General features: G+C 41.4%; 24 protein-coding genes. 17 read left to right on the top strand and 7 right to left on the bottom strand.

Annotated features, from left to right (window positions below; all coding sequences use genetic code 11):
* The first annotated feature begins 586 nt into the window (after nt 1-586).
* The 3 genes from IEE83_RS08745 to IEE83_RS08735 all read left to right on the top strand — a co-directional run bounded on the left by IEE83_RS08745 (nt 587) and on the right by IEE83_RS08735 (nt 2,351).
* Entirely contained in the window at nt 587-1,150 is a 564-nt protein-coding gene (locus IEE83_RS08745; RefSeq protein WP_194120210.1) for a Crp/Fnr family transcriptional regulator, read from the top strand.
* 151 nt (nt 1,151-1,301) lie between these two features.
* Nucleotides 1,302-1,976, top strand: a complete 675-nt coding sequence (locus tag IEE83_RS08740) for a type 1 glutamine amidotransferase domain-containing protein (RefSeq protein ID WP_194120209.1) — start codon at nt 1,302-1,304, stop codon at nt 1,974-1,976.
* Between the two features lie 66 nt (nt 1,977-2,042).
* Complete coding sequence (locus IEE83_RS08735) at nt 2,043-2,351, top strand: putative quinol monooxygenase (RefSeq protein ID WP_194120208.1); 309 nt, start codon at nt 2,043-2,045, stop codon at nt 2,349-2,351.
* A gap of 910 nt (nt 2,352-3,261) precedes the next feature.
* Here IEE83_RS08735 and IEE83_RS08730 read toward each other — a convergent pair.
* Nucleotides 3,262-3,540 (bottom strand): hypothetical protein, encoded by a 279-nt coding sequence (locus IEE83_RS08730; protein ID WP_194120207.1) that lies wholly within the window; start codon nt 3,538-3,540, stop codon nt 3,262-3,264.
* Between the two features lie 343 nt (nt 3,541-3,883).
* Between IEE83_RS08730 and IEE83_RS08725 the strand changes: the two genes are divergently transcribed.
* The 11 genes from IEE83_RS08725 to IEE83_RS08675 all read left to right on the top strand — a co-directional run bounded on the left by IEE83_RS08725 (nt 3,884) and on the right by IEE83_RS08675 (nt 12,676).
* Nucleotides 3,884-4,681, top strand: coding sequence for a YoaK family protein (locus IEE83_RS08725; protein WP_228101736.1), 798 nt, complete (start codon nt 3,884-3,886; stop codon nt 4,679-4,681).
* 957 nt (nt 4,682-5,638) lie between these two features.
* A complete protein-coding gene (locus IEE83_RS08720; protein WP_194120206.1) occupies nt 5,639-6,421 on the top strand; it encodes an SDR family oxidoreductase in 783 nt (260 codons plus the stop codon).
* A gap of 10 nt (nt 6,422-6,431) precedes the next feature.
* The gene (locus IEE83_RS08715) at nt 6,432-6,866 is read left to right on the top strand and encodes a DUF2147 domain-containing protein (RefSeq protein ID WP_194120205.1); all 435 of its coding nucleotides are present in this window, start codon (nt 6,432-6,434) and stop codon (nt 6,864-6,866) included.
* The gene (locus tag IEE83_RS08710; RefSeq protein ID WP_194120204.1) at nt 6,848-7,081 is read left to right on the top strand and encodes a hypothetical protein; all 234 of its coding nucleotides are present in this window, start codon (nt 6,848-6,850) and stop codon (nt 7,079-7,081) included. Before IEE83_RS08715 ends, IEE83_RS08710 begins: the two co-directional genes overlap by 19 nt.
* A gap of 3 nt (nt 7,082-7,084) precedes the next feature.
* Nucleotides 7,085-7,441, top strand: coding sequence for a hypothetical protein (locus IEE83_RS08705; protein ID WP_194120203.1), 357 nt, complete (start codon nt 7,085-7,087; stop codon nt 7,439-7,441).
* Nucleotides 7,442-7,449: 8 nt separating this feature from the next.
* Nucleotides 7,450-8,358 (top strand): helix-turn-helix domain-containing protein, encoded by a 909-nt coding sequence (locus IEE83_RS08700; RefSeq protein ID WP_194120202.1) that lies wholly within the window; start codon nt 7,450-7,452, stop codon nt 8,356-8,358.
* Between the two features lie 568 nt (nt 8,359-8,926).
* Nucleotides 8,927-9,565, top strand: a complete 639-nt coding sequence (locus tag IEE83_RS08695; RefSeq protein ID WP_310588486.1) for a Crp/Fnr family transcriptional regulator — start codon at nt 8,927-8,929, stop codon at nt 9,563-9,565.
* A 34-nt stretch (nt 9,566-9,599) separates the two neighbouring features.
* Nucleotides 9,600-10,502 carry an SDR family oxidoreductase gene (locus IEE83_RS08690; RefSeq protein ID WP_228101735.1) on the top strand — a complete coding sequence of 301 codons (903 nt, stop codon included), beginning with the start codon at nt 9,600-9,602 and terminating at the stop codon, nt 10,500-10,502.
* 715 nt (nt 10,503-11,217) lie between these two features.
* Entirely contained in the window at nt 11,218-11,553 is a 336-nt protein-coding gene (locus tag IEE83_RS08685) for an ArsR/SmtB family transcription factor (RefSeq protein WP_194120201.1), read from the top strand.
* 212 nt (nt 11,554-11,765) lie between these two features.
* Nucleotides 11,766-12,014 (top strand): acyl carrier protein, encoded by a 249-nt coding sequence (acpP, locus tag IEE83_RS08680; protein WP_194120200.1) that lies wholly within the window; start codon nt 11,766-11,768, stop codon nt 12,012-12,014.
* A gap of 425 nt (nt 12,015-12,439) precedes the next feature.
* Nucleotides 12,440-12,676, top strand: coding sequence for a hypothetical protein (locus tag IEE83_RS08675; RefSeq protein ID WP_194120199.1), 237 nt, complete (start codon nt 12,440-12,442; stop codon nt 12,674-12,676).
* Nucleotides 12,677-12,819: 143 nt separating this feature from the next.
* On the opposite strand, the gene IEE83_RS08670 is transcribed toward IEE83_RS08675, so the two are convergent.
* Nucleotides 12,820-13,917: a Gfo/Idh/MocA family protein gene (locus tag IEE83_RS08670; protein WP_194120198.1), complete on the bottom strand. Its 1,098-nt coding sequence runs from the start codon at nt 13,915-13,917 to the stop codon at nt 12,820-12,822.
* An 84-nt stretch (nt 13,918-14,001) separates the two neighbouring features.
* On the opposite strand from IEE83_RS08670, the gene IEE83_RS08665 reads away from it, so the two are divergent.
* Complete coding sequence (locus IEE83_RS08665; RefSeq protein ID WP_194120197.1) at nt 14,002-14,151, top strand: hypothetical protein; 150 nt, start codon at nt 14,002-14,004, stop codon at nt 14,149-14,151.
* A gap of 740 nt (nt 14,152-14,891) precedes the next feature.
* Here IEE83_RS08665 and IEE83_RS08660 read toward each other — a convergent pair.
* From IEE83_RS08660 to IEE83_RS08640, 5 genes are all read right to left on the bottom strand, one after another.
* Nucleotides 14,892-16,043: a cation:proton antiporter domain-containing protein gene (locus IEE83_RS08660; protein WP_228101734.1), complete on the bottom strand. Its 1,152-nt coding sequence runs from the start codon at nt 16,041-16,043 to the stop codon at nt 14,892-14,894.
* Between the two features lie 36 nt (nt 16,044-16,079).
* Nucleotides 16,080-16,361, bottom strand: coding sequence for a hypothetical protein (locus IEE83_RS08655; protein ID WP_194120196.1), 282 nt, complete (start codon nt 16,359-16,361; stop codon nt 16,080-16,082).
* A 73-nt stretch (nt 16,362-16,434) separates the two neighbouring features.
* Nucleotides 16,435-16,884, bottom strand: a complete 450-nt coding sequence (locus IEE83_RS08650) for an Hsp20/alpha crystallin family protein (protein ID WP_194120195.1) — start codon at nt 16,882-16,884, stop codon at nt 16,435-16,437.
* A 1,019-nt stretch (nt 16,885-17,903) separates the two neighbouring features.
* Nucleotides 17,904-18,251: a helix-turn-helix domain-containing protein gene (locus tag IEE83_RS08645; RefSeq protein WP_194120194.1), complete on the bottom strand. Its 348-nt coding sequence runs from the start codon at nt 18,249-18,251 to the stop codon at nt 17,904-17,906.
* 803 nt (nt 18,252-19,054) lie between these two features.
* The gene (locus tag IEE83_RS08640) at nt 19,055-19,480 is read right to left on the bottom strand and encodes a hypothetical protein (protein WP_194120193.1); all 426 of its coding nucleotides are present in this window, start codon (nt 19,478-19,480) and stop codon (nt 19,055-19,057) included.
* A gap of 252 nt (nt 19,481-19,732) precedes the next feature.
* Between IEE83_RS08640 and IEE83_RS08635 the strand changes: the two genes are divergently transcribed.
* Together IEE83_RS08635 and IEE83_RS08630 are read left to right on the top strand one after the other, a co-directional pair.
* Entirely contained in the window at nt 19,733-20,824 is a 1,092-nt protein-coding gene (locus IEE83_RS08635) for a hypothetical protein (protein WP_194120192.1), read from the top strand.
* Between the two features lie 429 nt (nt 20,825-21,253).
* On the top strand, nt 21,254-21,679 hold the full coding sequence (locus IEE83_RS08630; RefSeq protein WP_194120191.1) for a hypothetical protein: 426 nt from the start codon (nt 21,254-21,256) through the stop codon (nt 21,677-21,679).
* Nucleotides 21,680-21,708: the final 29 nt, after the last annotated feature.

Here is a 21,708-nt window from a genome sequence, read left to right as displayed (position 1 = left end):
GTTATTGCAGGACAAACTAATGTTGATCATGATAGAACCTGAATCACATCAATTTGGCTGATACTAATGATACAGATGATGTATGCATTTATATCCCAAAACGAAAGTGAAAATGGGGAAACCTGCGCTGAATATTTTACGCGATGAAATACCACAGATAAGGAAATTATGAAATACCACAGATAAGGAAATTATTATGTAATATGGGTACTACTCGGCCGGTGCCCGGTTGCATATGGTCTATCTTGCTACACTTTACATTCAAGATGAAAGCTGCCCGAAATCCATGATGTGATCTTTAAGCAAATGACAAATCGGGCATCTTTGTAAGTATAGAGTATAAGAAGAATTCATTACTTTGCAGATCTAGAATTGGAAGGAATACAATCAACATAGCGGATTTTTTATACACTCCTACCCAAAATTTTTAAAGATTCAGCTACATGGTAAACTAAGCAAATCGTCTCAGACCATTGAATAATATCCGTAGTCTCACCGGAAGCTGCTATGATTATTCTAACGCAGGCAATCTATCTTGCTAACGGCCAGATTAAATCTGGAAAAATTTGAACACAACTATTACCTGATGGAAAGATTACGGAAACATATCGAGCAAATTGCCCAGATCAGCGATCAGCAGTTTGAATACATCAAACCTTTTTTTGCCATGAAGCGTGTCCGAAAAAACCAGTACCTGATCAACGAAGGTGATGAGGTGAAGTATGAATTTCTGGTATTGTCAGGCATCTATAAGGTTTTTTATGTGGATGCACAGGGTAAGGAATTCATCGTACAATTTGCCCAAACGGATTGGTGGATGTCAGACTATCAGGCCTTTTTCAAAAAACAGCAGGCCACCATGCATATTCAGTGCGTTGAAGAAGGAGAGGTTCTGTTTTCCACCCTTGAGGTCAGGGAACAACTAGCTTCCGAGCTTCATCAGATGGAGCATTTTTTCCGCGTAAAACTTACCAATGGCTACGTTGCCCAGCAGCAGAGAATCAAATTGCTGCTATCCAGCACCCCCCAGCAGCGCTATGAGGCTTTCTCAAAACTTTACCCGACGCTGTTGCAGCGGCTCCCTAAAAAAGTGATTGCTGAATATCTTGGCGTAAGCCGCGAAACACTCAGCCGGCTGTATTCGAAATAACGAAATTTCTAATTCAACTTCCAAGTGTGATTCTGATCACACTTTTTTTGTGACTACGCTCCTTCCTTTCAGGCGCCTTACGGTGGTAATTTTGACTTACAATAATTAGTCAAACAAAGAACATTTTCTAACTTCTAAAACTGTAGAAATCATGGAAAAGAAAATCTTAATCATCGTTTCCAACGCTAACGCGATCGGACCTTTTAAGAGAAGAACAGGAACATTTTTGCCCGAAGTAGCGCATCCCTATGCAGAATTTGAAAAAGCGAACTACCAGGTGGATTTTGCCAGTTTATCCGGCGAGACGCCGTACCTTGACGCGCTGAACCTTGCCGGCGATCCCGACAATTTGAAGTTTTTAACCGGAAAAGGCTGGGAAGATATGCAGAAGGCCAAAAAACTCGAATCCGTTGACGTCAGCTCATATGATGCGATTTTTATACCCGGAGGACTGGCGCCTATGGTCGATATGCCAGAAAATCCCTTGCTGAAAAAAGTGATTGCCCAAACCTACGAACGCGGCGCGGTAGTTGGTGCAGTTTGTCACGGACCGGTTTCGCTTTTAAATGTGAAATTAAGCGATGGCTCCTATTTAATTGATGGCAAAAACATTGCATCATTTACCACCGAAGAAGAGGATAACTATGCCAGAGCGGACGTGCCTTTTGATCTTCAAACCGCCTTATCACAACAAGGAGCCATTTTTCATGCGGCCGAGCCTTGGTCTGAAAACAGTTTAGCTGACGGAAAAATTGTAACCGGACAGAACCCGGCATCGGCAAAAGGTGTAGGCGAAAAGATCGTTGTCCTTCTTGACGCTGAATAATTGTCTAATCCCGGAAAGTACCCCGGGACTGATGCTAATATTTATTAAAGATTTACTATTTTAAAAATGAAAAAGAAAGCTGTTTATACATTTGCCAAATGGCAGGTTCAACAAGGTCAGTTACAATCGGTACTAAGCCTTCTTCCCGAACTGATCGAGAAAAGCACCAGTGAGGAAGGAAATTTGTTCTATAAAATCCATCAGAGTCTTGCTGATCCAAATATTTTGGTCTTATACGAGGGGTATAGCGACGAAAACGCGCTGGAAACTCATAAAAGTTCTGCACATTTTCAGCAGGTTGTAATCAAGCAAATTGTTCCGCTTCTGGAAAAAAGAGAGGTTGAAATTGCAAACGAGATTTTCTCTGAAGAATGATTAGGGCAAAGGCGAATAAAGCAAAGCAGAGTTTTTTCGGCTCGCTTAATTCGCCTTTACTTATTGAATACCGGAAAATAAAGTTATATATTCTTAACATTCAGCAAATTAAACCCCTCTCCTAGCACCTACTGCCAGATTCACGCTTTCCAATAAGGCGCACTTCACAACCGCTAGATACAGGTTTTGATGTTCCGCTCCTCGTTGAAGTGGATACTGGATCCATTTTATAATTTATTAATTCCCCTACCCTTTGTATTACACAGGATCCTCACGCTCTTCCAATAGCAAACTTAACCTGCTTACTCATGCTGGATGTCCGAAATATCAGTTTATAAAGCCTAATCAAACTATTTCTTGAAATAAGTTTTTTAGCGGCTGAATCAGATATCTTTTTATGTTAAATTGCTAGTGAAAAACCCATCACTGTTTAAATTATACTTCGTCGCTTTTAAGATAGGCTTCGGAGTTACCAAGGAAACATGTTTTATATTTTTATATTGGATCAGTTTCGTGATTTAGTTTTCGAAACCGAAGAAGTTGATTTTAACTCCTTCATGCTCAGATGTCATAATTTTTGTCAGACCGGAAGTTTGGAAAATCTGCATGTGTCCTATGTAGGGCCAGATGATTGTCTTTACCATATACCAACCGTTGGCATGGAAAAAATGTTGCAGTATTGGATATCTTCCACGATTCTCAAACGCAAAATTCATTACAAATTTCATTAAAATTCAAAACCCTCTACATGAACGCATTCCAATGCCGACATTTTCAAATTGATAATGTTCGTAAGATGCCGGCATGCCCATTGACATTCAAATGGCGTTAAAATGATGGGGGTTTGTATCCTAAGATACACACGATGATCCAGAAACTGCTGAGTTTCATAATTTAGCAAATGAACTATTTAGTCTTGGTTATTCACTTCAGCCGAGTGGCCTGTTTTAAGTCTGCTACCAGGAACAAAATCACCTGATATCCAGCGAACAAAATTTTGCGCATGCTCCGTATACATTTTTTTTGTCAGGGGCTTCATTGTCGTCAATTCAATTTCTGATTTGTAGATCAAAAGCAGATCATTAATCACGGATACATTTTGGATATCGGTTTTCATTTTAGCAGAAGGGTATATGTTTTGATTATCTAAATGCAAAGATAGCAATTCGCAAATGCTATCAGATCTCATATACTGATATGAGTTGCTGTTTTTATCAAAAAACAAAGTGAATTATCTTCGTTGCAACCAAGTAGACCCGGAAGCAGCTTTTAAAAAATTCCGAAAATAGTCAGTTTCCGGATTCAGCAGGGCAGAGATCAGTCGGTTATCAGCTGGTATAATATTAAGCGCTCCTCCCTTAAAATCGATGATATTTTTGTCTGATCTTGTTGCCTAGTTAAGGTCTTTGTATTTTTCAGCGCTTTGGATATGGCTCCTTTTCACTATTAGCACGTTAGTAGTGCGACTGAACCGAGCTTGTTTGCTGGCCATAATTTACGAAGCATGATTGGCACTGAACTGTTTTAAGTCAATGCTTAAAACTTTAAAGCGACAACTGATTAATCAACAGATATGTATCTTTGTTTTATCTACCAATCCACTAAGTATGCTAAGGCACCTGGGCACTAAAAGAACTTATGCGCACAATGTAAAGCTGGCCTCTTTACTTGGCATTACTGCCGGATTTGTCAACGCAGCAGGATTTTTAGGCTTCGCTGTATTGACCACTAATGTTACGGGTCATGCGGCATTGTTTGCAGAACGCATCGCATTTCAGGACTGGACTACTGCCAGGATCGTTGCCCTATGGATGTCTCTTTTTCTTGCAGGAGCCTTTATCTCCAGTTTAATTGTTTCCAGCATAGGTCGTAATCAGCAATATTCTTATGTAATTGCCATTTTTATTGAGATCCTCATTTTATTAATCGTGGCATTGTTGGGACATCGATATCATGGTGAGCTCATAGCAAAGGAATTTTTTGCCGGCAGTCTTCTTTTTGCAATGGGTATGCAAAACTCGCTGGTTTCTATGGTATCCGGCTCAGTGGTAAGGACAACACATCTGACAGGTACATTCACGGATCTGGGTATTGAATTGGGGCAACTCTTGCGGAAGAAAAAAGAGGAGCGTATGCAATTAAAAGCCCGGATAAAATTGCGCATTGCCATCATTCTGTTTTTTATGTTAGGGGCGCTTGCAGGGGCGCTATTGTTCCGCCGAGTTGACTTTTCTGCTTTCTTATTTCCAGTGATGATTTTATTATTCACATTATTATATGATATGTTGCGTCTACGGATCAAACGGTTCTACCACCATCACAAAACGTAAGCAGTAGTTCAGACACAATGTTTTATATCAAAGCTGATTCACGCCTGCCTTTTGGGAGAACAAGAGAACTGTACCATCTATTTATGGCGTAAAGATCAATACCATTCTATCGAATGCCACCTTCAAAAATTTAATTACCGAAATTTTACCATTTTCCGGTCGAACTTGTTCAACTGGTTTAAAAGGCTGAAATCAGGTATATGCTGTTTCCTTCTTTTGGATGATAAGACGGCTTGTAGCGAATATAACCAACTTCACCAATACACTTTGGCAGATGATTATATTTCTTATATAGGAATGTTTTAAAATCTTATTCGGGTCATAGATACCTGATTTTGAATCCATCCTGATGCCACAGTCCAAGCGTTGCAAAATACATACCCATATCCCAGAGGCTTCTGGATTCTTTTGAAAGAAGTGCCAACGAATCAATTGGCGTGTTCGAATTCATATCCGGCCTTCTTCCCGCTGCATTCCTGCCAGCAAGCCAATGACCTTATTATGTCAAAAAAGATAAGAACCATTGATCTAGTTTGTTCTTAAATGCCTATCAGCACGAAGATTTTGTAGTGTTCCCGGCGAAATCTTTCCATTTTTGTCACTTCTGAACTTCGAAGTCATTCTTTATTAAACCATAATCAATTTGTTTTAATCGCGCTTTAAAATGATTTAATAACTGGATTCTTAAAGCGCGCAGCCGCTGTCAACTGTTACTGTTTGACCAGTCAGGTAATCCTGCTCCATTGGCCGGACATGTTAGCAGGCCGCATCGTCCGGCCTGACCGCTATCTCTGTGGGCATTAAGAAGGCGGTGCTTACCGACATTTAAATAAAGCTGTCATACAGTTTACTTCTCACGAAAGCCCGTAATCTTCCTTTTTACTACAGTCTCGCGACTTTTGGATACAATTGCTAATTGCCATTGGCTGAACTTTGCATAAATAACAGAGACGAAATATGGACTTAAAGAATAGCACCATCCTGATCACAGGAGGAACCAGCGGTATAGGTTTGGAACTTGTCAAACAACTTATCCAGCAGGGATCAACAATCATTGTTACAGGCCGTAAACAAGAGGCCTTAAATGATACAAAAAGGCGTTTCCCCCAAGTAAACGTCTTTCAGAGCGATGTAAGCGATCCTCAAGATATTGAGCGTCTCTATAAAGAAGTGACACAACAATTCCCTGATCTGAATATGATCGTTAATAACGCAGGCGAAATGCGGTTGCTTGACGTTCAGGACGCCAGTAAGGACCTGGAAAACATGACCCGCGAGCTGGATATCAATCTCACAGGAACGATCCGGATGGTTCATCAGTTTTTGCCGCACCTGATCAAAAAGCGTACAGCGGCGATTGTGAACGTTTCATCCGCTATTGCTTTTATGCCTTACTCTACTGCTCCGGTTTACAGCGCTTCCAAAGCAGGAGTTCATGCTTACACCCTGGCTCTGCGCCTGCAATTAGAAAAAACCAGTGTCAGGGTATTCGAGCTGGTCCCCCCGGGCGTCAATACCAATCTGCAGAATGATTGGGTGCTGCCACCTAACCCAGGCCAAATGATGGATGTGGATAAACTGGTAAACGTAGCTATCAAAGGACTTCTGAACAATACACCTGAGATCAAGCCACTGCTGGTGGGTGTGATAAAATTTCTAAGCAGGCTGATGCCAAACCAATTGATGAAATTAGGACACAGGGAATTTGAAAAATTCAAAAAATTGAATAGTCAACAATAAATAATCAGATATGAGAAAAACAATTTTAGCAGTGTTTGCGCTGCTGTTATCACTGGCATCTTTCGCGCAGAAACCATCTGCGGATAATATCATAGGAGCCTGGAAATGTGATGATTATAAGATCGAGGTATTTAAAGCAGGCAATACGTATTCAGCCAAGCTCTTATGGTCGAAAAAGATGCTCGAAGCAGATGGCAAAACGGTAAAGAGGGACGTTAAAAACCCGGATGAAAAACTTCGGGGCAGGTCCGTGCAAGGCCTTACGCATATCACCGGTCTTGTTTTTAAGAACGGCGAATACGTTAACGGAAATCTGTATAGCGTAGAGGATGGAAACACCTATGGTTTCAAAGGTGAACTGAAAGGCCCTAATGATCTTGAAACCCGGGGTTACAAAGGTATCCCATTAGTAGGAAAATCATTTAAATGGAAAAGAGTCCAGTAATCATAAAAGCAACGCTAATGAAAGATAAAAAAGACGATCTGTCCAGGTTTTGGTTCATTATTTCCAATGCCCTTCCCCCAATTGGCTTTCTGCTTTATCTCAGACACCGAAAGCAATATCCCAATAAGGCCAAAAGCGCTTTAAGAAGCGCAGTAATCGGCGTGCCGATAGCAATACTAGGTGGTTACATCATGAACACTTTTATCCTTTGTTAAACCATGATAAAAAACATAATTTCTGCACTGCTACTGCTCATCTCGGTAACGCTAAGTTTTAAACATGCCTGGGATACCCTGCATTACAAAAACAATCCGGAATCTGTTAAAATGATGGAAAGTTTAGGAATCAGCGAAACGTTCATTCCCTATCTGGCTTGTGTAGCCTTAGCTGTCGGCGTACTTTTGCTGATCCCCGGCACCTTTTTCCTGGGCAATATGCTCAATACGATTCTGATCGTTATGATCATAGGACTGGCGCTGCAAGCAGGAAATTACCGCATGGCGCTGATGGAGATTCCGTTTTTAGTCATGCCATTAGTCATGATATGGCTTAAGTATCCGTTTAAATTCAAATAACTTGCAGTATGGCAAAAAGCAAACCCTACCGGATCAGTTCCATAACGGAGATACACCGTTTGATGGGGCTTCCCAAACCTCATCATCCGCTGATCAGCATCGTTGACCTTAAAGGCCTGAGAAATGACACAGGTATAGAAGCAGTCGTTTTCGATCTGTATGTGATATCGATGAAAAGAGGCTGTGACGGCCTGCATTACGGGCAACAGAAATATGACTTTGACGAAGGGCTTATGGCCTTTTTATCTCCCGGTCAGATCCTGCGCGGTGAAGAGAATGGTATACCTGTGGATCTGGACGGCTGGATGCTTTTCGTGCACCCTGATTTTCTTTGGAATACACCGCTTGCCAGCAGAATCAAGCGGTACGAATATTTCAGCTATACGACCAGTGAGGCGCTATTTCTCTCAGATAAGGAAGAAATAATGATCAATGACCTGGTTAAAAATATAAAAACGGAATATTATTCCAACATGGATAAGTTCAGCCAGGACATTATTATCTCGCACCTGGAGACTTTGCTCAAATATGCCGAACGATTTTACCAGCGTCAGTTCATCACCCGAAAGATTACCAACCACCACGTGCTAAGCCAGGTGGAAGAGCTTTTAACAGCCTATTTAAACGATGAGGACCTGCTTTCCGACGGCCTGCCAACGGTAACATACTTTGCCGATGCTTTGAACATGTCCTCAAAGTATTTAAGCAGCCTGTTAAAACAACTCACTGGCCAGACCATGCAACAGGTGATCCACGAGAAACTGATCCAGAAAGCAAAAGAAAAATTATCTACGACCAGGTTGTCGGTCAGTGAAATTGCCTATCAGCTTGGTTTCGAGCATCCTCAGTCTTTCAATAAATTATTTAAAAGCAAGACCAAACAAAGCCCACTGGATTTTAGGCAGTCCTTCAACTGAAATGCATATGCAACCAACCTAAGAATAGAATCACAAAGCATAGATCCTGATTCTGTCCCTATGCAACGTTCAACCCAAACGCCGTTTCTTTGGACCGCTCAATAAAGACATTTGGACTTTTCAGGAATGCGATGTGCATGGTGCTTGACCTATAGATGATCACTTTGTCATACCGATCCTATTGCCAGGGACTTTCTTATTTATTCCCCACAGAAATTAATTTAGAAGGCTATATGAACCGAAACTTTCGGTTCAATGTCAACCTGGAGCGCTTTGCTTACAGGAAGCAGCCTTTTTGGGTTTAAGCGCGCTTTTAAGCCGGCATTTAAGGATCCCTCAGCCGTTGGTTGATAAGAAAGCGTTTGCAAGAGGCCTCTTTTGTTTTACAAAATCAAGGCCTAAGCCTTCGGATATTTATCTTGAACTCGGTTTTGAATCCTTTTCTCATTTTTCTGTTGCCTTCAAAAAGAAGTTTGGAATAGCTCCAACCCTGCTTAAAAATAATAACATAGCAAATTGGTAAATCTATGCATGGTAGTTAGTAAAAATTTTACGGGTCTAGCCGCTTATGACTGCCTTCCCTGATTTTTTACCATTTGGTAAATCAGTGGCGCCTGCCATGTATTATCTTTATCTAATGGAAAAAATGATCGATTTTATCCTGCAATTTGGTGACCTGAACAAACAGCAGATCGAGTTTTTGCTGAGCAAGGTCGAAATGCTGGAATTAAAAAAGGAGGACTACCTGTCGGAAGCCGGGAAGGTACCCCGGTATGTGGCTTTCGTTTTAGAGGGCGTATTCCGCTTTTGTTATTATAACAACAGGGGCGAAGAAATCACCAGTTATTTTGTGGATGAAGGCAATTTTGTAGTAGACAACGAAAAATTCGAATCGCAGATTGCCGCTTCGGAATACGTACAGGCCGTAACCGACTGCAAAGTATTGGTTTTCAACAAGAAGAGCTGGGATGAGATATCTAACACCATTGTTGGCTGGGAAATGATGAAGGCCAATATGGTAAAAAAATGTCTTACGCTGGCCATGGAGCGGCGCAGTCCGCTGGTTTCAGAGGACGCTACGACGCGCTACCTGTCATTCATTGAGGCATTCCCAACCCTTTTGAACCGCATCCCGCTTTCGCAGGTTGCTTCTTATCTGGGCATCACCCAGCAATCGCTGAGCCGTATACGCCGTAAAATACGCTAAGGACGCTTTTTACCAAATGATAAATGTTTTTTAGTTGCCATTTTCAACCTTTGCTTATTCATTTAAAACTAAAAAGATGAGCAGAAAGATTGTATTGATAACCGGAACAAATAGTGGTTTTGGATGGCTTACCGCCCACAGCGTGGCCGCCCTAGGGCATCAGGTATACGCCACCATGCGCGATACCCAGGGCCGTAATGCAGATAAGGCCCAGGCTCTGGCCGCGGTAGCGAACGTGACCGTTTTGGATGTCACCCTGACCGACGAGCAGAGCGTGAAGCAGGCAGTGGAAACTATTTTGACCAAAGAAGGCGCTATTGATGTGCTGGTGAATAACGCAGGTTACGCAATGGGCGGTGTAGCTGAGAGCTTTACCACCGCTGATGTGCATACCACTTTTGACATCAATGTTTATGCCCCCTGGCGATTGATCAAACAGGTACTGCCCGCCATGCGTAACCAGGCTGATGGGCTGATCATTAACGTGACCAGCGGCTTTGGGCGGGTATCTTTTCCGTTTGCTACCATTTATTCGGCCTCCAAATTTGCGCTGGAAGGAATAAGTGAGGGACTGCATTATGAGGTAAAGCGTTTGGGCATTGATGTTGTCCTTGTCGAGCCGGGCGCTTTCCCAACCGAAATGCAGCAAAAAAACAATCCCGCATCGGATCAGGGGGTATTTGAGGGCTATGGCGCAATTGCTGATATACCCAACAAAATGATGGCCGCATTGGGCGGAGAAATGCAGGCTAAAAACCCGGACCCGCAGGACGTGGCCGATGCCATCGTAAAATTGATCGGCACGCCAAAAGGCACCAGGCCATTACGCACCGTCGTTGATCCCATAACCGGCCAATACATCGAAGCCGCCAACCAGGCCGTAGCCGAACAGTTTGCCAAAGGATTGGCGGTATTCGGGATGGGTGAGCTATTGTAAGTGGAGCAGATGTGATGGGAACGGTAGTGGCGTTGCTGCTACCGTTTTTATTTTATAGCTGCTGGTTCAATTCAAAGTGCTGCAGTATTCTGATGGCCTCAAGTTGGATTTCAATTTAAAAAGCTGCTCAATGGCTGCAAGCCCTGAAAAGCCAAACAGAAAGGCAATTTCGCTGACGGACAATGCAGCTCAGATAGTTGTTCTTTTGCGGCTTCTATCAGCTTGCCATCCCTATGCCGCTTAGCCGAAGCCCGGTATGCTGTCTGATTAGATCGCTGAAATTTTTCGTACTTTTCACATCTATACCCCCATTTGTAGCGTGATAGTACTTTGGAAAATATTCTATTCAAATATGCTAACAGGATGCAAGTTAGCAACAGAAGCCAACCTTGCCAATGTAACCACCTTTATAGGTTTTTAATATCCACTGAATTACGGGAAACAATTTCATAACTGAGTCAACCGCACGGTCTGGCATATGGCCTATACCTACTTCATTTTCTACTGATACATTGGCTCCTCAAGAAATATTACCGAAATCAGCGGCTGCTACGCTTGTAACTTCGTAAAAGTGATCATTAAGCGTTCCCCAAAGTAAAATTTGACGGCCTACTGTTAACAGGCTGAAAGAAGTTACTGTGTTTACGGTTTAACAGAAAATTCATTTGATGCATTTATTATTTTATTATATTTGTATATACTAATATAACAAGATATGAATTCTCCCTTACATATTTATAAAGCGGAATTTTTTAAGGCACTGGGTCATCCGGTGCGCCTCGCCATATTAGATGCGCTAAGAAACGGACCACTTTCGGTCACAGCGTTGCAAGTAATTGTTCAGGCGGATCAGTCGATTCTTTCTCAACACCTTGCAAGGCTGCGTTCGACAAATTTTGTCACCTGCCGCCGGGAGAAAACAACGATATTCTATAACGTGCAGGACCAGGAGGTTTATCTTTTTTTAGATCTTGCAAAAAATATATATGCCCGTCAGCTTCGTCTTTCGGAAGAAAGTCTCGCTGAGCTGAGGATAGCTATGCATAATTGATAATCGTAAGGATCTATCTCCTGCCATAGGTAGCGTAATTGTGTATTTAACAGTCCTACGCCCAAAGGGCAGCTGAAGCCAGCGATGATTAAGCTATTTCCAAAGCCGAAATTCTCAGAATAGATTACCGCGTTTATAGGTACTTTCTATTACCATTATTGTTCAGGCGCACGGTAAGAATGATAAAAAGTGCAATAAAAGCCTTTCTGAAAATGAAAACTATAGAAGACAAAGTAATAACAATTCTCAAAGAAAGATTTGCTTCCAGATGCGATCCGAATGATTTGTCCGTTCGTTTCAAAAACGATTTGGGACTCGATTCTCTTGATACTGCTGAGTTAATTATGGTGGTGGAAATAGAATTTGATATTTGCATTACCGATGATGAGGCTGATGAAATTCATACTGTCGATCAGTTGATAAACTGTATTAAAAACAAACTGAGCTTAACTAACGCATAGCTAAATCCGGCACGGTTGATTGAGGCTAAGCGTAATAAAAATGCCTTGTATGTCTGCTATGAGAGGACAACATCAAGCACTTTTAATACTAGCCTCCGCTTGAGCTCTTTTACTTGTACTTACCTTCCTAAAAAACATTGTTTATGCTAACTATTAAAAGTGTGTGTCCCTTTTGCAAGTCAAAGGATATAGTCAGGCGCCCAAGGCCACTTATCATTAGAATCACTTTTATTCCGGTTACTTACTATCAATGCGAGCGATGTCTTAGACATTTTATAAAAACTTAATAGCCGCAGAAAAGATGTACATATAGTGGCCTACGTCTCATTTTTTCAAACCGACCCTTGAATTCAAGTTCCAATAGGAAGTTGTGCTGCTTGGATGAAAGAAATTCTTGATTTAAGAATAATTAATAGATTTTAACGATGTCATTGGAGATTTGGATTGCCTGTGTTTTCCTGGCTGTGCTTACCATGTGTATTTTTCTTGACGAATTTGCTGATTTTAAACGATGGCATTCCGTTCTTTACAATGTACAGGCGGTATGTTTGGGCATCTGCGCGGCTTTATTTATCTCGGCAGCAACAAATTCCTTTATTACTGCCGGAACGGTGGGGGTGATTTTACTTTTCTTTTTTTGGTATACCAAACAATCTGGGTAGTCAGAACGTAAAAGGGGCTGATTAAAAGTAAATTTAAATACCTAAGCATGTTCTGTACAAAAATTTTTCTCCGATAAGTATCCGGATGAAATACGTATATGTCGGACTTTTTGACCAAGCCCCAGATTATTATCTATCACAAATCAGAATATTATATTTTTTCCTTCCTGAGAACTTTTGACAATATTATCCAGCAATTTATGCATCTGAACACCATCTTTAAAATCAGGGACAAACTGTGTGCTATTAACCAGATCAGCCCATACAGCCTTATAAGCGTAATACATACCGTGTACAGGTTGGGCAGGCACTGCTGCTCGCTGCGTTAAAAATTCGGCAGGAACTTCCATCGGTTCAAGTTTTTTTCCACTAGCTGCATAGTGTAATTTCACCGGGGACAACTGGTAGTGCCCTACCTCACCGGTAATCACAATATCACCTTTGGTACCGTTGATTTCCCAAAGAAAATTCGTACCGGCAGACATTCCGCTGCGGTAATGAATATTACCAACTGTTCCACTTTCCAAAATACCCGAAAGAATGATTTGATCATTGGTCAGCAGTGGGAATTTTTCCCCCGTTGTTAAAAGCGTCACTTCCTCTCTGCGGCGTGCCAATGTGCTGTTAATGGACTTGAAATTTCCCAGAATATCAACAAACGCGGCAAGGGTATGAGCAAAAGGAATGTCCAGCATCGTGGCACCGTTTGCAGGGTCCAATAAGTAAAGGTCTTCGGGCGTCTTGGCTGCCGCCCAGCCGCCCGCGGAACCAATGATGCTAGAAGATAATATTTCGCCTATCAGACCTTCCCCGATTGCCTTTTTCAAATAAATGGTCTCTGGAAGTGACAGTGCCTGCAAGCCGGTAAATGTCCGTATACCTTTGACTGCTGCCAGTTCCGCCAGCTCCTGAGCCTGCTTTGTTCCGTTGCCCAGCGGCCATTCACAATAGATCATTTTCCCTGCATCAATTGCAGCCTTGACTAATTTAAAATGAAACGGCACTTTAACCGCGATCACGACCAGATCAACGTCCTGGCAGCTAACAAGATCATTCTCATTGTCAAACGCATGCCTTACACCAAACTTTTCAGCCGCCTGCTGAGCCGAAGTCATTTTGGTAGTACTGACAGCAGTCAGCTCAAATTCGGGAAGTAATTGCAGTGCCGGGATATGTGCGCGTGATGCCCAGTTGGTTGAATTAGCCCCAATAATTCCCACGCGTACTTTTTCGTTTTTCATCAGAATGTCATATTAATTTTATCAAAATTATAGATAAATTACTTTCCTTTGTTTATCACTTTCCTTTCGGAAAGTAACTTAATTATGACAAATAAAATACCTTACCCGGCTTGCAGCGAAACACTGGTACCAATCAGAAATGCATGGAAAGTACTCAGTGGTAAATGGAAGACGCCGTGCATAGTAACGATGAGAGCAGGCAATAACCGTTTTAGATCTATTCAGGAAGTGTAACCCGGTATCACGCCCAAAACATTGGCTAAGCAATTAAGCAAAATGGAAATCCATTGGCTGACCAGGCGCGACACTGCTGATCGTTACCCGGCAGTTATCACTTGCAGCCTTACACCTTAGGCAGCTAGCTTGAAGCCAATTATAATCGCCTTAAAAGATTGGGGCCAAAACCATAAGAATGAGCTATGGAAACAAGATCCTGACTTTTCGATCATTTACTCTTCCTTGGGCGCCTATCCGCATCACAGTCAACATGAGGAAGTATAAACGGGCCTAACTTAGAACGTGACACAAATCGTCTGAAGTTATAATTTCCGCGCGTTATTATTATTTTTTAAGAGCCAGCGCAAGCTCCTACCAAGGAAAATATTGTCCTAACTGGGGTTCAGCACCAGATCAGGCGCGTTGTTTTTTCGCAGCGGCAAACTGATTTTGAGATCGAAATAAAGCTTCCAACTTTTTGAATTAAATAGAGCAGAACCATTCTACTTTTACAAAAGTAATGCCTGATATTCGGTAGAAGCTATAAAATATCATAAGTAATAAAAACGACACTTGCATCAGTCATAACGAATTTCCGGTGGCAATGAGGGAAATAATTGCCGCAATGATACCCTTCGTTACCTACCCTATCGCTGATAAAATGGCCGACCTTCAAGAATTAATAGAAAAGCAGGGTAATTTAAATAGCCTCCTTTCCTTTGTAAATGGATGAGTCAGCCTTTGCCGCCTAGGACATTCTATTTTTTAGCTATTACCCATTGTCTGAGCATCGTGATCCAAACCGTAGAAAACAGTAGCGACAGGGCTGTGATGGCCACACCCGTTTTGAAAAGATCGTGCCCTATGACCTGCATTTTATAAGCCAGAGAGCAGGCAACAATACCAAACTCACCGATCTGCGAAAGCAGCGCGCCACCGTAAAGACTTTCGCCCCAGGAATATTTCAGGCCTCTGAAAACAACTGCCGAAAGAAGGCTGTTAACTAAAAGAAGCAGCATCGTGCCCAATCCTATGGTCAGTAAATGGGCTTTGATATAGAACAGGTCCAGGCGAAGTCCGATGGAAACAAAGAACAGGGCGACAAAAAAGACTTTAAAAGGGTGCAGGGATTTTTCAAGCCAGTTGAAAGCATCCAGCCTGCCTATGAAAATACCAGCAATAAAGCTTCCCAAGGCGCCGCTCAGCCCGGAAAGCTCTGCAAGCAGTCCGAAACCCAGACACAGCACGCTGCCTGCAAAAACCTGAATTTCATGATCATCCTGCAAAACACTTTGGAGCCGAAGCTGGATAAAATCCCGGTTGCGGATTGCCCGTAGCATAAAAAAAATCAGTACCGATGCACCGGCGGAAATAGTGATGCGCGGCCAAGAAAAGACTCCGCCGCCCATGAACTGGAGCAGAGTCAGCACCGGCGCCAGCATCAGGTCCTGCAATAACAGGACATTTAAAATCATTTTACCAAACTCAGAATTCAGTTCCCCATTCTTTCGAAGGTATTCGCTGACCACAGCAGTACTGTTGAAGATCAGCAGTATGAAAATTATTGCAGCCGTCAGAAATGGCCAGCCCGCCAGCCACGATACTGCGAAGGTAAGCACCAGCGTCAGTATTATCTTGGTGCCCTGTGCCACAAGCGGCTTGAAAAGCAGTGAGCCCCGGTCCGGAATTTCGATTTCCATTCCCAAAAAAAACATCAGCAGCAAAATGCCGATCTCAGCTACGGGTTCAATGGTCTCGGCTTGGGGTAACAGGTTGGCCACATGCGGTCCGATTAAAAGGCCTGCGATGATGTAGGCAATCATATAAGGCTGCCTAAATTTTTTTAGCAGCACAGTCAGCAGCAGCACAAGCAGGCATAAAACGCTCACCGGCAATAAAACCTGGTTCATATCCAAATATTTATTGAGGTCTTTGATTTCTTCTTTCTATTCCAGGTTCACGTATTTGAATGCATCCCTGGTAATGATGCGTACGTTTTCTGACAGCTCCTCTAAATTACAACTTTTGTTAGCCAGAGGTAAACTTCCGCTTGGTCCATGTTCAAACAGTTCCATGCGCAACGTTGATACCTGCTCATCCGGCCGGCCGACCAGGCTTTCGAAAGTGGATACTGCCTGTTCTTTATGATAACCCGATTGAAAATACCCAAAGGTTAACCAGCCTGTGACAGCCCTCAGGCTAATGATAATTTCGTAAGAAGTCTCCATAATCGACATGCTTAGGATTTTTGTATCTGGGACTAAAAAACAGAAGGCTTGCCGGTGGCAAGCCCTCTACGGGTCAGGCGATTTCAATCAACCTTGGGGCCTTTTGCTTTGCCTGTTCTTTTTTTGGAATAGTCAGATAAAGCAGCCCGTTCTCGTAACGTGCAGCAATGCCATTGTCATCAACGACATCCTTAGGCAACACAAAACTCCGCTGAAAGGACTCGTAGCTGAACTCTCTTCGGCTATAACCATTGTCCTCACTTTTCTGCTCCTGCTCTTTATGGGAGCGAATCGTCAGGGTGTTGCCGTCCAGCTCGATCTTAAAATCATTTTTATCCATGCCAGGAGCCGCCATTTCGACTTCGAAATGCTCGCCGGTTTCGCGGATGTTGACCGAAGGCACCGTTGTGCTGGTCGATGAGAAGTTACTGTTGTCCCAGTTAAAACGTTCGCGGCCAAAGAAATCGTCGAACAGCGCCGGGAATCCTGTGGGCAGAAGCCCATTCCTTTTGATGAGTGACATAATTAACCTGTTTTTAAAAGTTAAACAATATACCCGCTTTGTGCTTTATCGCCAAAGCTATCATGCAAAAATCAAAGGTCATGCCAGCTGCAGAATTGACTAACTTCTCTTAGGCAACGCTGTCATTTTTTCCGGTAGAAAAGGACGATCCTGTCAATTTTTAAGTCTAGGAGTGACAAAATTTCCCGGCCAGCGTGCTGATCAATCCTGATAAATAGTTGTTTTTGTTTTTTACCGGCATTTAGCCAGCCCTGATCACCGAGGATTAAGTATAATCTGAACTGTCATACACACCGTCAGCTTGGCATGCCTACAATCGCAGACCGCGTCGTTCAAAGCCTGGTCCAACAAGTAGTGAAACCGCTTCTGGAGGCTAGATTTGAGCATGTTTCTTATGGATTCAGGACTTTAAAGGTACTTCATGAACATTAGAGCATATCGCACCGCGATCAGGCCAAGAGGTAAGAATCCAGAAAATGGGAAACGGGATCAGATGCCTTATCAAAGGGTTATGGAAGCCGATATTCAAGGGCACTCCGATAGTATCTTTTATGACTTGCTCATGGAAAGGGCGCGAAGCACGCTTGTGATCGAAAAGTGAACCAATTACTTGTAAAGTTTTCTGAAGGCAGGGATCTTAACAAAATAGCAATTCTAAAAAATGAGACTGGTACCCGCAAGGGGGTAGCATCTTTAACAGGTGTCAGGTATGACCTGGACCTGATAAGTTTGTAATAATTGATCTGATCAGTTGATTCATTTGAAAGAAGGGATTCTTTGTAAGTTAATAAAATGGATTGAATGAAATTCCAATACAGAACTTAAAGTGTATTGATTGTCAATTAGTTATCTACTTTAAGGGACAAATGGGAGACAGAAAAAAACTAAATATCCGCAAACAAAAACAACTAAAAAGAACATTACTCAATTGAAAAAAAAACTTGTCCAAAGGTAAAAAAAATTCTTCGTGAACATAAAAATCATTCTTCCAGTTACAAAATTTATAGTTAAAAACTAAATTACCACCTACGCTTACTGAATTTGTTTAGATATCCCTCAGCTTCTAATTGAATTTCATCCGTCGTTTTTCTCCTTCCCTTTTTCACCCAATAGGTGAGTTCTTCCCGATCGAAGTAAAGTTTCTTTCCCTTCTTACTGACAGGGATTTCATTCCGACAAACCATTCCATAAATAGTGGACTTAGCCAAATTTAAAAAATCCGATGCTTCGGTTATTGTCATCAAAGGATTTTTAACTTCGGAGGGATTTATAGGATTAATGAGATTAAGACTTGACTCAATTCTCGCTAATCGATCACGAATCTCCGCTACAACAGCAGGTAATTGGTCGAATGTTATATGTTCCATGATTTACATATAAAAAAGATGTATAAAGTTTTTTAGCATCCTCAATGAAATAACATATGCAACGGATTGATTTTAGAATAAACCTCTTAATATTATCGCACTAAGGAACAATAATGTTTCGACAAAAATAACTTATTGGTTACAACTTAATCTCATAAAAATTTTCACAGGATTAATTATTCAAGAAACCAAGCGCCCTGTTAGAAATCTTAGCGTTATATAATTGTAAATATGGAGCTACTTGATGACGGTGTAGTCACTTAAAAAAAGGTGAGAGTATATTTTTTTGCGGAGCTGGAATGGATGCAAATTTTGAAGCGAGAGATTTGACCCCTTACCAATCCAAGCGTATGGGCAGAGTTCTACTTCGGAAAATCTTGATTTACTTCAAAAATGGATTTGTATACAATATTCCAATGCCTTACAAAAACGAAAATTGCGCCCTTTGTGTTAGACAAAAATTTTCACGAAGAAAAAAGTATGTATCTAACGCTTCAACAACGGACTTCTTGGCAAATAACTCATTGCTAGGGAGAGAAAATGAATAACTAAATTAAAAAAGAGGGGTTTCGCAATGAAATCCATGTAAGAGACGGAGGAATTCGAACCTGACTTTTAAGTAATTAATTTTCAAACACTTATGAAGCCCAAAATAGTTAACCAAAGCCTCAGAGGTATAATTTATTTGCCGGATTACTTTTTGTGATTTGGGGCAACAGGTAGATTAAGAGAATAATCAAACAGATATTATAGGTTACTTGTTGATTCTTCCGGATTCAGGTGTTAAGCCTTTTCATTATAAATTACTTTCTGTAAATCTTGTTTTTCAATTTTGAAGTATTGTATTCACTGGTAATGGTAATATCATAATCGAAAATGTCATTTATCAGGTATGCTTTGCCAATGACACTGTACTCTAACTGATCAAAAACAAACTGATTATTGAAATCCAGAACATTATTTTCAGAAACGGTTACATCGGGAATATAAATATCGTATTTAGACCGTGTAACATCTCCATTCGGATAAGTATTTGTAAAATAAAAAATAACATTTACATGGTTTACATCTTGTTTGGCTATTTTCCAATTTTCGGTTGTAACAACGATACTGTCTGTTTTTGAGCCATAGTAGTCACCTACAAATTTTTCTGCCAAATCTGGCTCTGGGTTTTTCCTGCAAGAAGTTAGTGTGAAAAAGATCAGGGAAAGTAAAATTAAGTTTTTCATTCAAAAGGGGACTGTCGCTTGTGAAGCGTAAATATAGATAATGCCTGTCTATTTAAAATGAACGGCTAAAAATTAGCATGGTGAAGAATTGATTGTCAGAAAGAGTTCATTTGGTCTGCATCACGAAAATGAGTTCTTTTTGTGATTTAAGAAAAGCGTATCTTGTAAATTGAATTTATATAATTTGTTAAAGCATAGTAGTATTTCCAGGCGAACACAAGCAGTCGGGTGGTTACTTGGCAAATTGTGAAGATGCGTGTACCTTTGGAACTTAATAAATCCTTGGACATTTTCATACCTTCTGTGAAAAACACATATCGCATTGTAATTATTTTTCTTTTTCTGTTCTGCTTGTCTTGCAAAAAGAAGCCGAACCAAGATGTAAATCCTGACCTACCAGTAGATGTCTTTGTGACTTTTTCAAACACTTTTAGACCATATGGCCAATATTGGAAAAATGGTGAGATGGTAGAACTCGCCACCCCTAATGTATTTGCAAGTACCAGGGCCATTTTTGTTTCAGACAACGACATACACATTGTGGGCGATGCATCCTCAGTGGGTACTAATATCATATACTCCTCTTCTACTGGGCAATATTGGAAGAACGGTGTTGTATCAAATATTGAAAATGGTATACCTGCGAAGCTACTTTATGATGTTGCAGTTTCAGAAGGAGATGTACATATCTGTGGAGATGGACTTAACAGCAAGCAATTAAAATTGCAAGCTGCTTACTGGAAAAATGGCGTGGCAGTACCACTCGATGAAGCTGCAGTTAGAGGTTCTCGCGCACGGGCTATTTTTGTTGCTGGAAAAGATGTATACGTCGCAGGTTCACTCGCCTTCCAAAATGAAACTGCCGTCTATTGGAAAAACGGAACAGTTGTAACTTTGGGAGATCCTCTCAACACTTCTTACGCAAACTCAGTTGCAGTGGCAGAAAAAAACGTATACGTAGCCGGAAGTGAAGGGTTTAAGGGTGGATCTAGGGCTAGATATTGGAGAAATGGAGCAGGGGCATATCTTACAGATGGCTCAGAATACAGTTCAGAAGCAGTTGATATAGCCGTTTCGGGTAAAGACGTGTATTGTGTTGGAAATCTGCAGTATTACGACAATACCAGAGTCGCAAAACTTTGGAAAAATGGAATAGTCCAGAACCTTCCCGGGGCCATTCGGGTTTCCAGTGTCTTAGTGTTTAACAATGACGTATATGTGGCGGGTGAGGGTAGTGATAACGGTATTAAAAGTCCGATGTATTGGAAAAATGGTGTACCGGTTCTATTACCCAATGATAGTAATGGACCATTTGCCAGTTCAATATTTGTGAAAAAACGGTAGTCACTGTACGAATAGATGCAGCAGAGTTTACAAAGTATTGCCGCAGAGTCAGTCCTATTGGAAAGGCGGAAGGATATGCTATTCCGCTCCCTGCCCCCGTTAAGGCGTCAATTTACAAGTCGAAATTTTGTTCTTTTGCACCACCGCTGCAGTCAATACCCTTGCCTAACCTAATAATATAGATAGTCTCAAAAACTCATGTTTTTCAAATATATAGAAACTTGATTACCGATACAAGTTTTTGAGACGGCCAAAAAACGAAACATGGATTAATGATGTATGGAAGCCTCAGTTTCGGTATACCTCCGTTTTCTGAGTTGGAAATTAAAAACCAAATAAATCATTCAATGCTTTAATAGACGGGGTGTTAATTTAAAAATCCTTCCAACCAAAAAGGATCGATATGCATCTTGTTAAAAACTTCAAATTATGAAAAACCTCTTACTTGCGCTGATGTTAACCCTTGTCTTAATTGCTTGTAAAAGTGATAATCCAAAACCAGCGATAGAAATCGAAGGCATTGTGGGCTCATGGAAATATGTTGCTACGGAAAAAATTGTAAACGAGATCCCAACATGGGTTGCTGTCAATGGAGAATACGATGTCACTTTCAGGCAAGATGGTGTAATACTTGATTCAAGGGGATTGCCGAATTGCTGCGCACCCAAAGCGTATATAGTGAACGGGTTATGGTTTAAAGTAAAAAATGAAACAGCACAAGAAATTTCCAAAAAATGCGGGCTGGTCGATTGTATGGGCTGTCCCACATGGAATATTTCGCAATCGGGAGATGAGCTTCTTGTATTCTCCGGTTGCCATCCCCGCGTGACAACGTCCAAGTACATTCGGAATTAATTTTAGCTGTATAAGCGTTGGTTGTAAAG

It is taken from the genome of Dyadobacter subterraneus (assembly GCF_015221875.1).
GTDB lineage: Bacteria > Bacteroidota > Bacteroidia > Cytophagales > Spirosomataceae > Dyadobacter > Dyadobacter subterraneus.
This window is presented reverse-complemented; position numbering and strand designations above follow the sequence as displayed.

Bases quoted from the DNA above. Each gene is read 5' to 3' on its own strand.
- IEE83_RS08745 (WP_194120210.1), top strand. From the start codon at position 587: ATGGAAAGATTACGGAAACATATCGAGCAAATTGCCCAGATCAGCGAT.
- IEE83_RS08740 (WP_194120209.1), top strand. From the start codon at position 1,302: ATGGAAAAGAAAATCTTAATCATCGTTTCCAACGCTAACGCGATCGGA.
- IEE83_RS08735 (WP_194120208.1), top strand. From the start codon at position 2,043: ATGAAAAAGAAAGCTGTTTATACATTTGCCAAATGGCAGGTTCAACAA.
- IEE83_RS08730 (WP_194120207.1), bottom strand. From the start codon at position 3,540: ATGAGATCTGATAGCATTTGCGAATTGCTATCTTTGCATTTAGATAAT.
- IEE83_RS08725 (WP_228101736.1), top strand. From the start codon at position 3,884: ATGCTTAAAACTTTAAAGCGACAACTGATTAATCAACAGATATGTATC.
- IEE83_RS08720 (WP_194120206.1), top strand. From the start codon at position 5,639: ATGGACTTAAAGAATAGCACCATCCTGATCACAGGAGGAACCAGCGGT.
- IEE83_RS08715 (WP_194120205.1), top strand. From the start codon at position 6,432: ATGAGAAAAACAATTTTAGCAGTGTTTGCGCTGCTGTTATCACTGGCA.
- IEE83_RS08710 (WP_194120204.1), top strand. From the start codon at position 6,848: ATGGAAAAGAGTCCAGTAATCATAAAAGCAACGCTAATGAAAGATAAA.
- IEE83_RS08705 (WP_194120203.1), top strand. From the start codon at position 7,085: ATGATAAAAAACATAATTTCTGCACTGCTACTGCTCATCTCGGTAACG.
- IEE83_RS08700 (WP_194120202.1), top strand. From the start codon at position 7,450: ATGGCAAAAAGCAAACCCTACCGGATCAGTTCCATAACGGAGATACAC.
- IEE83_RS08695 (WP_310588486.1), top strand. From the start codon at position 8,927: ATGACTGCCTTCCCTGATTTTTTACCATTTGGTAAATCAGTGGCGCCT.
- IEE83_RS08685 (WP_194120201.1), top strand. From the start codon at position 11,218: ATGAATTCTCCCTTACATATTTATAAAGCGGAATTTTTTAAGGCACTG.
- acpP (WP_194120200.1), top strand. From the start codon at position 11,766: ATGAAAACTATAGAAGACAAAGTAATAACAATTCTCAAAGAAAGATTT.
- IEE83_RS08675 (WP_194120199.1), top strand. From the start codon at position 12,440: ATGTCATTGGAGATTTGGATTGCCTGTGTTTTCCTGGCTGTGCTTACC.
- IEE83_RS08670 (WP_194120198.1), bottom strand. From the start codon at position 13,917: ATGAAAAACGAAAAAGTACGCGTGGGAATTATTGGGGCTAATTCAACC.
- IEE83_RS08665 (WP_194120197.1), top strand. From the start codon at position 14,002: ATGACAAATAAAATACCTTACCCGGCTTGCAGCGAAACACTGGTACCA.
- IEE83_RS08660 (WP_228101734.1), bottom strand. From the start codon at position 16,043: ATGAACCAGGTTTTATTGCCGGTGAGCGTTTTATGCCTGCTTGTGCTG.
- IEE83_RS08655 (WP_194120196.1), bottom strand. From the start codon at position 16,361: ATGGAGACTTCTTACGAAATTATCATTAGCCTGAGGGCTGTCACAGGC.
- IEE83_RS08650 (WP_194120195.1), bottom strand. From the start codon at position 16,884: ATGTCACTCATCAAAAGGAATGGGCTTCTGCCCACAGGATTCCCGGCG.
- IEE83_RS08645 (WP_194120194.1), bottom strand. From the start codon at position 18,251: ATGGAACATATAACATTCGACCAATTACCTGCTGTTGTAGCGGAGATT.
- IEE83_RS08640 (WP_194120193.1), bottom strand. From the start codon at position 19,480: ATGAAAAACTTAATTTTACTTTCCCTGATCTTTTTCACACTAACTTCT.
- IEE83_RS08635 (WP_194120192.1), top strand. From the start codon at position 19,733: ATGCGTGTACCTTTGGAACTTAATAAATCCTTGGACATTTTCATACCT.
- IEE83_RS08630 (WP_194120191.1), top strand. From the start codon at position 21,254: ATGAAAAACCTCTTACTTGCGCTGATGTTAACCCTTGTCTTAATTGCT.